Here is a 13,937-nt window from a genome sequence, read left to right on the forward strand (position 1 = left end):
CAAATCTCCTCTCACTGTCAAAGCCTTATGAATTTTGAAGTTCTTCTATTTCTTGGTCATTCAGCTTTTCACGCCAGATGGTCGCTCCTAAGCCTTCTAGTTTCTCCTCAAGCATGCTATAACCTCTGTCAATATGTTCAAGCCCTGTTATCTCTGTTACACCATCTGCCATTAACCCAGCCACTACTAGACATGCACCTGCACGTAGGTCGCTTGCTTTGACCTTTGCACCTTGAAGTTGCGTTTGTCCAGTAACAATCGCCGAACGCCCTTCCACCTTCATGTTTGCACCCATGCGGCGCAATTCGTCGATGTGCTTAAAGCGAGCAGAATAAATTGTGTCCGTTACAACACTTGTTCCTTTCGCTTTTGTTAATAGGGCAGTCATTGGCTGCTGCAAGTCAGTTGGAAATCCTGGATAGACAAGGGTTTTTAAATCAACAGGCTTGAGGCCTTCATTTCTTCCAACGATCAGCAGTTGATCATCACTTGTTTCAATTGTGAATCCCATCTCTCTTAGTTTAGCCGTAATTGATTCTAAATGAGTTGGTATCACATTATCAAGTACAACTTCCTGTCCCATGGCAGCTCCAGCAATTAAAAATGTACCTGCTTCAATGCGATCCGGAATAATAGAATGTTTGCATCCATGAAGGGACTGAACTCCCTCAATCCGAATGACATCGGTTCCTGCACCTTTAATTTTTGCCCCCATGCTGGCAAGTAGTGTTGCAACGTCGATGATTTCTGGTTCTTTTGCTGCGTTTTCAATGACTGTTTTCCCTTCAGCAAGAACAGCCGCAAGCATGATATTAATCGTGGCACCTACACTGACGACATCCAAGTAGATGCGGGCACCGACTAATTTTTCTGCACGCAAATAAATCGCACCCTGTTCATTTGTCACTTCTGCGCCAAGTGCTTCAAAGCCTTTGATATGCTGGTCAATTGGCCGAGGACCAAGATGACAGCCTCCTGGAAGACCGATGACAGCTTGCTTAAATCTGCCAAGCATCGCCCCCATCAAATAATAGGATGCACGCAGCTTTTTGACTTTTCCATTAGGAAGAGGCATGCTGATCATTGTCGATGGATCAACGACCATTTCTCCCTTTTCAAAGTTGACCTTGCCACCAATCTCTTCTAAAAGATCGCGTAATGTGGTGATATCTGATATATGTGGAAGGCCTTCAATGGTTACTGGAGAATCAGCAAGAATTGTGGCGGGAATTAGTGCAACTGCACTGTTTTTCGCACCACTAATATGTACGGTCCCACGAAGGGGATCACCGCCGGCAATATTTAACTTTTCCATATTTGTCTCCCTTCTTTAAAGAAGATCATTACTGGAGCTATACTGGTGTGGATTTCGCGCTAAAAAAGTCTTGTCCAAAATTTAGCCAATATCAAGAGAAAGAATACAGGTTAAACGAAATTTGTCGGAAGAAAAATAATCGAAGCTATGCGAGGCTGTGATGATCTCTCCTATACACAAAACGTTTCTAGCGTTTCCCGCAAGAATCGCGGCAAACGGATACCTGCTTCCGCTTGCCACAATTATCAATTTACTATGCTTTAAAGTCTGTTATTCTTTGTTCCAATCAGCTAAGAATTGCTCAATGCCTGCGTCAGTTAATGGGTGCTTTGTTAATTGATGAATCACCTTAAGCGGCATTGTTCCGATGTGAGCTCCTCTAAGTGCTGCTTCTGTCACATGTTGCGGGTGACGGATAGACGCTGCAATAATTTGTGTATCTAGGCCATGCACATCAAAGATTGTTTTGATTTCACTGATTAAATCAAGGCCATTGTGACCAATGTCATCTAAACGTCCAAGGAATGGTGATACATACGTTGCACCAGCTCTTGCCGCAAGAAGTGCTTGGTTTGCGTTAAAGATCAGTGTGACGTTCGTTTTGATGCCTAAATCTGTTAGTGCTTTGACGGCTTTTAATCCATCAGTTGTCATTGGAACTTTTACTGTGATGTTTGGTGCAATAGCAGCAAGCTCTTTTCCTTCTTCAATCATTTCTTCTGCTTTTAGTGAAATGACTTCAGCGCTGACAGAGCCTGAAACCACTTCAGTGATTTCACGTAAGCGATCATGGAAGGAAACATTCTTTTCTTTCGCTACTAAACTAGGGTTTGTTGTCACACCAGCAAGAACTCCGAGTTCATGAGCTTCTTTGATGTCTGAAATGTTGGCTGTATCGATGAAAAATAACATATGATCCACTCTCCTGTATAATGAAGTTTTCTGAAATGTGTGTTTGATTGCGCTTTCTCAAGATATGGAGAAAACCGCCTGTTACTGTCAGGCGGCTTTCAATCCTAATGGAATTAAGCTTGGTTAGAAGAACCAAATTCGCGCATTTTGCTAATAACAGTTGCTTTAATAGCGTCACGAGCTGGTCCAAGATATTTACGTGGATCATACTCTTCAGTCTTTTCTGCAAGAGTTTCGCGAACTGCTTTCGCAGAAGCAATTTGGTTTTCTGTGTTTACATTAATTTTTGCTGTACCAAGTGAAATTGAACGCTTGATGTCAGCAGTTGGAATGCCTGTACCGCCATGAAGAACAAGTGGAAGACCTGTCGTTTTACCGATTTCTTCCATTTCAGCGAAACCAAGGTTTGGTTCACCTTTGTATGGTCCGTGTACAGAGCCAAGTGCAGGCGCAAGGCAGTCGATGCCAGTGCGCTCAACTAACTCTTGGCATTCTTTTGGATCAGCATAAATAACGCCGTCAGCGATGACGTCGTCTTCTTGACCGCCAACAGTTCCTAGCTCAGCTTCTACAGATACACCGTGGAAATGTGCAAGTTCAACTACTTTAGCAGTTGTAGCAATATTTTCATCAAACGGGTGGTGAGAAGCATCAATCATGACAGATGTAAAACCTGCATGAATGGCTTTCGCACAAGATTCAAAGCTTGAACCGTGGTCTAAATGAATTGCAACAGGAACTGTTACATTGTATTCCTCGATAAGAGCTTTTACCATTGCGACAACAGTTTTAAAGCCGCCCATATAGCGTCCAGCACCTTCTGATACCCCTAGGATAACAGGAGATTTCTCAGCTTCAGCAGCCTGTAAAATCGCTTGTGTAAATTCTAAGTTATTTAAGTTAAATTGCCCTACAGCATAACCTTTTTCCTTTGCGTCTTTCAACATTTCTGTCATTGATACTAAAGGCATGATGAAAAATCCTCCCTATGTAGCTAATTTGCTTACTAAAAAAAGCTCTCTACCCTAGCATGACCAGAATTTCTCGCCATATGTAAAATTTCAAAGCCAGATCGCTTTCTTCTACTTATATAGGATACCAATTATTCGACAAATCGGCAACAAAATGAATTGATTCAATCATTTCCAGTTAGCCATTTGCTTCAAGAGGTAAGTATTCTTTTACCGCATCCCTAATTTCATCAATGTCGAATGGCTTTGCAAAATGCGTGAGCGCACCAAGCTCCTTCGATTCTTGAATCATATCTAACTCACCATAAGCTGTCATGATGATGACACGAATATCTTCGTCTATAACCTTCATGCGCTTTAAAATTTCGATTCCATCCATGCCCGGAATTTTCATATCAAGTAATACAAGGTTCGGTCTGTGATTCTTGACAATGTCTAACGCCTGAAGTCCGTTTGCTGCTTGAAACGTCTGATAGCCTTCTTTATGGAACACTTCGTTTAATAATATTCTGATACCGTACTGATCATCGACAATTAAAATTTTTTCATTCATCCGTTTACACCCCATTGCATTCATTTTTCGTCATAAAAAGAGCAGTTGTTAAATAATTCTGTTTGATTTTCGCATTTCCTTTAATTATAATAGATTACTTTACGACATTTTCTGAGTATTTTTCCTAATATTCTCTTTAAATATATTATAAAATGAGCTAACAGAAGGAGGAAATGAGTCTTGTTAAAAATTTTTACGACCCAGTTATCAGGTATATTTTCACGTATTGAAGGCAAAGGGACGGAAGCAATAGAAGATGGCAGCCGCCTTTTGGCACAAGCTGTCATTAGTGGGAACTCGGTTTATTTTTATGGCAAAAATGAGCTTGCCGCTGTTGCCTTAGAAGCCATCCACAGTCAGGAACCGTTTCCGGCGGCGAAGGTACTGCTAGATGATCAAGTGCAGTGCGCTTCACTTGATATGAGTGATCGAGTGCTTCTCTTCTACTCCGATCCAGAAGATGAAGAGATTCAGGCACTTGTCAAAAAACTATATGATCAGGGTACACCTATTGTCGGTGTAGGTCCAGCCCAAAAGGAACCTTCATTTGTTGAAGAACATTGTGATGTCCATATTGATTTCCAGCTAAAAAAACCGCTTGTACCTGCTGAAGATGGTACACGATATGGCTTTCCCGCTTTAATGGCTTGTCTTTATGTATACCATGCACTTTCTTTTACTTTAAAAGAGATTGTAGAAGAATATGAATAAAAAAACTGCCGACAGTGATGTCCGGCAGTTTTTGTCTTATTTTGATTCAGCAGCTTTTAGAGAAGCGCCTACGAAAGCTTGAAACAGTGGCTGTGGTCTTGTTGGTCTTGAAGTGAATTCTGGATGGAACTGAGATGCTAAGAACCATGGGTGATCCTTCAGTTCGATAATTTCAACAAGTCGACCATCTGGACTTGTTCCAGAGAAGACAAAGCCTGATGCTTCCATTTGCTGTCTAAATTCGTTATTGAACTCATAGCGGTGACGATGGCGTTCATAAACCACTTCATCGTTGTAAGCAGTAAATGCTTTTGAACCTTCTTCTAATTTACATGGATAAAGGCCAAGACGAAGTGTTCCACCTAGGTCCTCTACATCCTTTTGTTCTGGTAGAAGATCGATGATGGGGAATTTCGTTTCTGGATCAATTTCTGCTGAGTGTGCACCTTTTAGTCCTAGTACGTTTCTTGCATACTCAATGGATGCCACTTGCATACCAAGGCAAATACCGAAGAAAGGCACTTTGTTTTCACGTGCGTATTGTGTTGCGATAATTTTCCCTTCTACTCCACGGTCACCGAAGCCACCAGGCACAATAATACCATCAACGTCATGAGCAAAGTCAGAAATATTTTCAGCTGTTACTTCTTCTGCATTGATCCATTTGATTTGTACGTCTGCATCAAATGTATAACCGGCATGACGAAGAGATTCGACAACAGAGATATACGCATCTTGCAGTTCAACATATTTTCCGACAAGTCCAATTGTGACTTGTTTGGATAGATTTTGCACTTTATTGACAAGCTCTTTCCATTCTTCCATGTTTGCATCTTGGCATTCTAGCTTCATATGTTCACATACAAGCTTATCCAGTCCTTGCTTTTGAAGATCAAGTGGAATGGAATAAAGTGTATCCGCATCTTGACACTCGATAACAGCTTTTGTATCAATGTCACAGAATAGGGCAATTTTATCTTTCATATCTTGAGTCATTGGCATTTCCGTTCTGACAACGATGACATTTGGCTGAATACCAAGGCTACGTAATTCTTTTACACTATGCTGTGTCGGTTTTGTTTTCAGTTCACCTGCCGCACGAATATATGGTACAAGCGTACAGTGGATATACATCACATTTTCGCGTCCAATGTCACTCTTCATTTGACGAATAGCTTCAAGGAATGGAAGGGATTCGATGTCACCAACTGTTCCACCTATTTCTGTAATGACGACATCGGCACCGGTCTCTTTTCCAGCACGGTAGACGCGGTCTTTGATTTCATTTGTAATGTGAGGGATGACTTGAACAGTCCCACCAAGGTAGTCACCACGACGTTCTTTTTTCAATACCGTCGAATAGATTTTACCTGTTGTAACGTTGCTATATTTGTTTAGGTTGATGTCGATAAAACGCTCATAATGTCCTAAGTCAAGGTCAGTTTCAGCACCATCATCAGTGACAAATACTTCTCCATGCTGATATGGACTCATCGTTCCTGGGTCTACATTTATATAAGGGTCGAACTTTTGAATTGTGACATCCATCCCTCTATTTTTAAGAAGGCGGCCTAATGATGCAGCCGTGATTCCCTTACCAAGTGAGGAAACAACTCCTCCTGTTACAAAAATATACTTTGTCATTTCATATACTCCTCTCTTTTTTACCCTTGCATGCAAAAGGCATGCACAGCTTCATCCATCTAGAGTTTAGCCCTAAATCTCTTGAAAAATAAGAAAGCTCCCTTTCAAATAAATGAAAGGGAGCGTAACGAACGTATCTTTACATACTCTTTTTAAAGAGCCCAAAATACATACTACATAGTTCGCTCTCGAAAGTCAAGACGGTTTTCTTCCTGTTTTAAGGGAGAGATGAGAGGTTTATTTTTCTTCTTCCTCTTCTTCTAAATCGTCTTCTTCGATTTCAGAAAGACCATCGTCATCCTCGTCATCTTCATCATCGAACTCATCAAGCTCTTCATCTTCTAAATCAAGATCAGCGTCATCTTCTACGATGTCAAGATCTTCTTCAAGCTCTTCAACCTCTTCCACTTCTTCAATTTCATCGAAGTCTTCTTCAACGGCTGCTGCTTTTGTTTTTTTCTTTTTCGCTTTTGTTTTGACTGCCGGCAGAGATTCTTCTTCAAGCTGGTCAATTGGATACCAGCTACGAAGCGCCCACTTTTGATCAGCAAGTGAGATAAAGCGACCATCTATATTTAAGTCTGTATAAAATTGTGCAATCTGATCATCAAGATCAGACTTTTGAATTCCTTGCAAACGGACGATTTCATCTATTAACTCGGAAAACGTAATCGGTTTTTTGTTGCCTCTAAAAATTTCATACGCAAGTTCAACTAAAGACATTTGATTGAGCTGCTCCTGAGAGTATTGTTTCAAACTCAAGGCCAGACACTCCCTTTCTATTACATGTATGTATCCATTTATCAGTGAAATAATAAGTATTTATACCTTATTCTTACGACAAACCATACCTCTCATTATAAACAAATTAGAGGAGTTTATGCCACCTTTATCGCTGTTAAATTATGATTTTTTCACAATTTAGTGATAGGCAGTGAATATTCTTGTGAGAATAGGCAAATTTTCTTTACAACCGTCTTATGATTTTTCCTTGGAAATAGAAGATTGGTTTTTTGTCGCTGTTCATCTTCAATTTTAACATTTTCTTGAAATGACTTCTATTACCTATTTTTTCAGCGGATGCGCTCTTTACGTTTATTTTTCTCTTATGCAAAAAAAGCATCGCGAATGGCTCGCCCGATGCTTTTCGCTCATTATTTCTACCACAATGTCTGTAAAAGTTAAACAGTGTGGAATATTTATGAATGCTATATAGTAGAAGCCTTATATAGACGGCTAAACTAGTAGTTTCCTTGAGATGACAAGCCTTTGAATCTCTTGCGTTCCCTCATAGATTTGTGTGATCTTGGCATCTCGCATGTAGCGTTCGACTGGATAGTCTTTCGTATAGCCGTATCCACCAAATATTTGTACTGCTTCAGTCGTTACTTTCATCGCCGTATCACCCGCAAATAGCTTTGACATCGCCGATTCCTTTCCATATGGCAAGCCCTGTGTTTCAAGCCAAGCTGCCTGATACGTAAGTAGTCTTGCCGCTTCTATGGCTGTTGCCATATCTGCTAGTTTAAATGCAATTCCCTGCTGCTGAATAATCGGTTTCCCAAACTGTTTGCGCTCTTTTGCATAGGAGACGGCCGCATCTAGTGCGCCTTGGGCAATACCTACTGCCTGTGCTGCGATACCATTCCGACCGCCATCTAGTGTCATCATCGCAATTTTAAAGCCATCTCCTTCTTCACCAAGTCGATTTGCTTCGTTAATGCGGCAATCTTCAAATATGATTTCGGTTGTTGGTGATGAACGAATGCCTAACTTGCTTTCCTTTTTTCCAATGAAAAAACCATGTGTATCCTTTTCGATGATAAATGCTGTTGTTTGCCGAGGCTTTGAATTGGGATCAGTTACAGCAAATACAACATAGTAATCTGCGATTCCACCATTTGTAATAAAAATTTTAGAGCCATTGATTACATATTCATTGCCAGCCTTAATTGCAGTTGTTTTCATTCCGCCTGCGTCTGAACCTGAGCCGCTTTCTGTCAGTGCATATGCACCAACCTTCTTGCCTTCTGCTAAAGGCGTTAAATATTGCTTCTTTTGTGCTTCCGAGCCAAAGGTATAGATCGGCCAAGAGGCAAGTGATGTATGAGCTGATAACGTTACACCTGTGGACGCACAAGCTTTAGATAATTCTTCGACTGCAATGACATAAGCTAAATAGTCACTACCAATACCGCCATAGATTTCTGGCCATGGGATTCCTGTTAGTCCAAGCTCCGCCATTTTTTGAAAGATGGCTGGATCATACATTTCGTGCTCATCTCGCTCTGCAGCTGTCGGTTCCACTTCATTCTTCGTAAAATCCCTCACCATTTTTTGAATCATTTGATGTTCATCACTTAAGATAAACTGCATATGAGCCACCTCATTTCGTTATAGCTGTTTACAAATGACGAGCCTTTGAATTTCACTCGTTCCTTCATAAATCTCACATATTTTCGCATCGCGGAAATAACGCTCTGCTTGGAAATTCTTCGTATAGCCAGCCACTCCAAGAAGGTGAAGTGCTTCTGTACTTACCTCAACTGCTGTATGAGAAGCGAATAACTTTGCCATAGATGCCTCTTTCACAACAGATCGACCTGTTTGTTTCAGAGCAGCCGCCTGATAGACGAGCAACCTAGACGCTTCAATCTTAGTAGCCATATCTCCTAATCTGATGGTCGTTTCAATTCCCTTGGGATGCTTCTTTAAATAAGAAATTGCTTCATCAAGAGCCGCTTCTGCAATTCCAAGGCTTTGTGCCGCAATTCCGATTCGACCCGCACTTAAGCTAGAAAGTGCGATTTGAAAGCCTTCCCCCTCTTTTCCAAGCAATTGAAGCTTCGGGATATTAACCTGATCAAAATGAAGTGAAACTGTTTTTGAGCCATGAAGCCCCATCTTCTTTTCATCTTTTCCAATAGAGAATCCCGGTGTTCCCTTCTCCACAATAAATGCCGAAATGTTGTTTTTAGAGGCGGTCTGATCAGTTACGGCAAATACAAGATACACATCTGCCTCACCACCATTGGTAATAAATATTTTTGTTCCATTTAGTAGATAATGATCGCCTGTTCGCTCTGCTTTTAATCGAATACTAGATGCATCTGATCCAGCCGTCGGTTCAGTTAAACAAAATGCACCGAGACTCTTTCCAGATGCAAGTGAATGGACATACGTTTCCTTTTGCTTATCACTGCCAAATGTAAGGATCGGTAATGTGACAACGGAGGTATGAACAGAGACAATGACACCTAACGTTGCACTTACCTTCGACAGTTCATGAATGGCGAGAATATAAGAGGTGAAATCTGTTCCCATGCCACTATAGGACGTTGGAATTGGCATCCCTAAAAACCCTCGCTGCCCCATTTTGTCTAGGAGTTTTTTGGGGAAATGCCCTTGCTCCATGATTGGAATTTCGCGCATCACTTCTTCCTTGGCAAAAACGACAGCCTCGTGTTTCCAACGACGCTGTTCTTCTGTCAACCTTACATCCATATGAACTCCCCCTATTAAAGGTCGTGATATGTGTAAAAGCCTCTTTTTGTTTTCCTGCCAAGCCAGCCTGCACTCACATATTTCTTAAGGAGCGGACAAGGTCGATATTTACTATCACCAAGACCCTCATGAAGGGTATTCATAATAAACAAGCATGTATCTAGCCCAATCAAATCTGCCAATCGTAACGGTCCCATCGGGTGGTTCATCCCAAGCGTCATTATGCCATCAATGCTTTCTACATCGGCAACCCCTTCATAGAGTGTATAGATTGCCTCATTGATCATAGGCATTAAAATACGGTTTGAAATAAAGCCTGGGAAATCCTCGACTTCAATGGGGGTTTTACCTACTTTTTTTGCAGTTTCGCATACTGCTTTGTACGTGTCTTCATTTGTTTGCAAAGCTCTAATTATTTCTACAAGTTTCATAACAGGCACAGGATTCATGAAATGCATACCAATGACCTGCTCTGGCCTTTTTGTGACTGCCGCAAGCTCTGTAATGGACAATGATGAAGTATTGGTTGCGAAAATGGTCTGACTATCTGCATACTGATCAAGCGCTTCGAAAATATGCTTCTTCGTGGTCATCTGTTCTGAAGCTGCTTCTATGACCAAATGTGCCTGTTTCACATCTTTTAGATCGTTTGATACTGCTAAACGTTGGGTGATGTCTCGTACGGCTTGATGCGCTAATTTGCCTTTTTCTGCTCGTTTGGTTAGTTGTTTTGTCATGGATGAGATGGCTTGATGAATGCGTTCTTCTGTCAAATCATATAGCAGTACTGTATAGCCCGATTGAGCAAATACCTGTGCAATTCCAGACCCCATTTGACCTGCACCGACGACCATAATTGTTTCTTCAGTACTCATTAGATCGAACACCTCCTATCTCACTTGAATCATGATGGCATCACCTTGACCACCACCACTGCAAATCGACGCAATTCCAATCCCACCGCCTCTTTGCTTTAACGCATGAGCAAGCGTTAAAATGATTCGAGCACCACTTGCCCCAATTGGATGCCCAAGCGCAACCGCTCCACCGTTAACGTTGATTTTTTGTCTGTTTAAGCCAAGCATTTTTTCACAGGCCAGTGCAACGGCAGAAAATGCTTCATTGATCTCGAAAAGGTCGATGTCCTCTAAGCGCTTCCCAGTTCTTTGTAATAATTTTTGGATAGCAAGTGCAGGTGTTTTTGGGAAATCCTTCGCCTCTAATGCCACTTGGACGTGCCCTAATATTACCCCCAGTGAATTCATCCCCTGCTCCTCCGCATACGCTTCATCCATCAACACAAGCGCACAAGCACCATCATTCACACCGGGCGCATTGCCTGCTGTAATCGTGCCTTCTCTACCAAAGACCGGCATCAACTTCGACAATCTTTCATATGACGTATCCTGCCGTGGGGATTCGTCTAAGGTGATGGTCTGAGCCCCTTGTTTCTGTTGAATGGTAACAGGCGTTATTTCTTCCTGAAAATATCCTTTATTTCTCGCTTGAACCGCTCGTTCATGGCTTCTTAGCGCCCATACATCCTGTTCTTCTCTCGTAATTCCTAGCTCTTTTGCTACCTCGTTGCCATACTCGCCCATATGTGAACCGGTAAAGGAGCAGGTGAGCCCATCCTCGAGCATGGCATCTTTTACAGATCCATCGCCCATTTTGAAACCCCACCTTGCTTTCTTTAAAAGGTAAGGTGCATGCGACATTGATTCCATTCCACCGGCGACAATGGTACGCGCATCACCAGCGCGAATGATCTGATCTGCTAAGCTCACACTTCGCATGCCAGAAGCACATACCTTGTTGATTGTTTCAGTTGAAACAGACCAGGGAATGTCCGCACTTCTTGCCGCTTGTCTCGAAGGTATCTGTCCTTGTCCTCCTTGCAATACAGTTCCCATCAAGACTTCATCGATGTTCTGTGGTGCGACCGATCCTTTTTCGAGCGCCGCTTTTATGGCTATTCCTCCAAGCTCTGATGCCGTTTTACTGCTAAGCGTTCCCCCTAGTTTTCCAAAAGGTGTTCTCGCTCCAGATACAATGATTGTCCTTCCCATTTCATCCCCTCCTGCGGGTGCTGTCAAAAAGAAAAAAAGGATGCATGTGCATCTTGAACATGTCGATTCCAATCAGCATTTGATTGAAATCGACATGCTTTATACATCCATCCTTCAGAGCTTCCTGCTCATGAAGCGTGTGACAGATTGCTTCCAAAGACAGATTTCTCAAGAAGCTCTGCGACATCGTATGTTCCGACCTGATCCTCTACTTCCTTCGCTTTCGTCCCATCTCCTAACATAGTTAAGCAATACGGACAGCCAGAACTAATGACAGTTGGTTGAACGCTCAATGCTTGTTCCGTGCGCGCAGTGTTTATTCGATTTCCTGTCTCTTCTTCCATCCACATTAATCCACCACCAGCTCCGCAACACATGCCATTTTCACGATTTCGATCCATCTCCTTTAATCTTACGCCTGGAATGGCATTTAATATGTCTCTTGGTGGGTCGTACACTTCATTATATCTGCCTAGATAGCATGAATCGTGGAACGTAATAACCTCGTTTACCTCATGTATTGGCATTAATTTCCCTTGTTTCACTAGCTCAGCTAGTAGCTCTGTGTGGTGATAGACCTCTGCTTCTAGTCCGAAATCTGGATATTCGTTTTTAAATAAGTTGTACGCATGCGGATCGATTGTCACAATCTTTGTCACACCATTTTTTTGAAACTCTTCAATGTTCTTTGCTGCGATCTCTTGGAATAAAAATTCATTTCCTAGTCGTCTCGGTGTGTCCCCTGAGTTTTTCTCTTTATTTCCTAAAATCGCAAATGACACACCAGCTTGATTCAGAAGCCTCGCAAATGCAAGTGCGATTTTTTGGCTTCTGCTATCATAGGCCCCCATTGAACCAACCCAAAATAAGTAGTCAAATGATCTGTCCTCTTTTTTCAATTCCTTGACTGTTGGTACATATACATCATCGCGAAGGTCGCGCCAGTTTTCTCTTTCTTTTCGGTTTAGCCCCCATGGATTTCCTTGGCGTTCGATACTCGTCATCGCACGCTGGGCATCTGCATCCATTTTCCCCTCTGTTAAAACAAGGTATCGACGCATATCAATAATCTTATCCACGTGCTCGTTCATCACAGGGCATTGATCCTCACAATTTCGGCACGTGGTACAAGCCCAAATCTCCTCCTCGGTAATGACTTCTCCAATAAGAGAAGGGTTGTAAAGAGCCGTTGCCGCTGTTTCCTTTGCGCCAGCCCCTTTTGCCTGCATCGCTAATTGATTTCCTGCTGTCTGATGAAATGCCACTTGCGGCACCCACGGTGTTTTAGATGTGATGGCTGCCCCTTTATTGGTTAAATGATCTCTGAGTCTTAAAATTAAGTCCATTGGTGAGAGCATTTTACCTGTTCCCGTTGCTGGACACATATTCGTACATCTGCCGCATTCCACACATGCATATAAATCAATCAACTGAGATTGTCTAAAGTCCTCAATTTTCCCAACTCCAAATGTCTCTTGCGTTTCATCTTCAAAATCAATCTTTTGTAATTTACCTGGCGGATCAAGTCTGCTGACAAACACATTGATTGGTCCAGCAATGAGATGGGCGTGCTTTGATTGTGGAACATACACTAAGAAAGTGAGCAAGATCAACAGGTGCACCCACCATGCAATATAAAAGATGACAGTCGCTGTCATAGGAGATAAACCACCTAAAAGAAAGGCGATACTTGATGCGATCGGTTCAGTGGCCGATAATTGATGTCCATGCCAAATGATGTTCATGCCATTGCCAAGTAGTACGGTCAGCATCAATCCACCAATAAATAGAAGCACAAGCCCCGATTTAAACCCTCTTTTTAAGCGGACAAGCTTTTCAACATAGCGCCTATGAAATGCCCAAACAACTGCAACTAAAATGAGCAATGTCACAAGTTCCTGAAAAAATGTGAAGCCTCCATATAACGGTCCAAGCGGCAACCCACTATCAGGGACAAGTCCTTTTGCAATGAAGTCAATGGCGCCAAACTGTACAAGAATGAAACCATAGAAAAACAGTACATGAATCATGCCGCTCTTTTTATCCTTTAACAGCTTCTTTTGTCCAAACACGTTGACCCATACTTTTTCTAAACGTTTCTTCATGTCCTTTTGAAATACTTCTTTTTTTCCAAGACGAATGTACGCCGCTCTTGTTCTTATGAGATAAATAAACAAATACACAGCGTAAACGGTTACAACCGCAAAAGCGATAAAATTGACGATCAAAAGGATATTCATGTTGTCTCCCCCTTTCAT

12 protein-coding genes are annotated in these 13,937 nt (G+C 42.0%); 1 reads left to right on the forward strand and 11 read right to left on the reverse strand.

What is annotated here, in order from left to right:
* Nucleotides 1-25: 25 nt before the first annotated feature.
* The 4 genes from ACQKEZ_RS08450 to ACQKEZ_RS08465 form a co-directional block, all read right to left on the reverse strand.
* Nucleotides 26-1,315 (reverse strand): UDP-N-acetylglucosamine 1-carboxyvinyltransferase, encoded by a 1,290-nt coding sequence (locus ACQKEZ_RS08450; RefSeq protein ID WP_427299854.1) that lies wholly within the window; start codon nucleotides 1,313-1,315, stop codon nucleotides 26-28.
* Between the two features lie 270 nt (nucleotides 1,316-1,585).
* Nucleotides 1,586-2,227 (reverse strand): fructose-6-phosphate aldolase, encoded by a 642-nt coding sequence (gene fsa, locus ACQKEZ_RS08455; RefSeq protein WP_427299855.1) that lies wholly within the window; start codon nucleotides 2,225-2,227, stop codon nucleotides 1,586-1,588.
* Between the two features lie 113 nt (nucleotides 2,228-2,340).
* The gene (locus tag ACQKEZ_RS08460) at nucleotides 2,341-3,198 is read right to left on the reverse strand and encodes a class II fructose-bisphosphate aldolase (protein WP_427299856.1); all 858 of its coding nucleotides are present in this window, start codon (nucleotides 3,196-3,198) and stop codon (nucleotides 2,341-2,343) included.
* A gap of 178 nt (nucleotides 3,199-3,376) precedes the next feature.
* Nucleotides 3,377-3,751, reverse strand: a complete 375-nt coding sequence (locus tag ACQKEZ_RS08465; protein ID WP_427299857.1) for a response regulator — start codon at nucleotides 3,749-3,751, stop codon at nucleotides 3,377-3,379.
* A gap of 180 nt (nucleotides 3,752-3,931) precedes the next feature.
* Here ACQKEZ_RS08465 and ACQKEZ_RS08470 point away from each other — a divergent pair, with 180 nt between their 5' ends.
* Nucleotides 3,932-4,462, forward strand: a complete 531-nt coding sequence (locus ACQKEZ_RS08470) for a DUF2529 domain-containing protein (protein ID WP_427299858.1) — start codon at nucleotides 3,932-3,934, stop codon at nucleotides 4,460-4,462.
* Nucleotides 4,463-4,498: 36 nt separating this feature from the next.
* Here the strand turns inward: ACQKEZ_RS08470 and pyrG are convergent, their stop codons facing one another.
* The 7 genes from pyrG to ACQKEZ_RS08505 form a co-directional block, all read right to left on the reverse strand.
* Complete coding sequence (gene pyrG, locus ACQKEZ_RS08475) at nucleotides 4,499-6,106, reverse strand: glutamine hydrolyzing CTP synthase (RefSeq protein ID WP_427299859.1); 1,608 nt, start codon at nucleotides 6,104-6,106, stop codon at nucleotides 4,499-4,501.
* A 237-nt stretch (nucleotides 6,107-6,343) separates the two neighbouring features.
* A complete protein-coding gene (gene rpoE, locus ACQKEZ_RS08480; RefSeq protein ID WP_427299860.1) occupies nucleotides 6,344-6,868 on the reverse strand; it encodes a DNA-directed RNA polymerase subunit delta in 525 nt (174 codons plus the stop codon).
* A 474-nt stretch (nucleotides 6,869-7,342) separates the two neighbouring features.
* A complete protein-coding gene (locus ACQKEZ_RS08485; protein ID WP_427299861.1) occupies nucleotides 7,343-8,482 on the reverse strand; it encodes an acyl-CoA dehydrogenase in 1,140 nt (379 codons plus the stop codon).
* Between the two features lie 18 nt (nucleotides 8,483-8,500).
* A complete protein-coding gene (locus ACQKEZ_RS08490) occupies nucleotides 8,501-9,610 on the reverse strand; it encodes an acyl-CoA dehydrogenase family protein (protein WP_427299862.1) in 1,110 nt (369 codons plus the stop codon).
* 14 nt (nucleotides 9,611-9,624) lie between these two features.
* The gene (locus tag ACQKEZ_RS08495; protein WP_427299863.1) at nucleotides 9,625-10,485 is read right to left on the reverse strand and encodes a 3-hydroxybutyryl-CoA dehydrogenase; all 861 of its coding nucleotides are present in this window, start codon (nucleotides 10,483-10,485) and stop codon (nucleotides 9,625-9,627) included.
* A gap of 15 nt (nucleotides 10,486-10,500) precedes the next feature.
* The gene (locus tag ACQKEZ_RS08500; RefSeq protein ID WP_427299864.1) at nucleotides 10,501-11,679 is read right to left on the reverse strand and encodes an acetyl-CoA C-acetyltransferase; all 1,179 of its coding nucleotides are present in this window, start codon (nucleotides 11,677-11,679) and stop codon (nucleotides 10,501-10,503) included.
* A gap of 128 nt (nucleotides 11,680-11,807) precedes the next feature.
* A complete protein-coding gene (locus ACQKEZ_RS08505) occupies nucleotides 11,808-13,919 on the reverse strand; it encodes a heterodisulfide reductase-related iron-sulfur binding cluster (protein ID WP_427299865.1) in 2,112 nt (703 codons plus the stop codon).
* Between the last annotated feature and the right edge of the window lie 18 nt (nucleotides 13,920-13,937).

Source organism: Bacillus sp. NPDC077027, from assembly GCF_050269555.1.
Lineage (GTDB): Bacteria > Bacillota > Bacilli > Bacillales > Bacillaceae > Bacillus.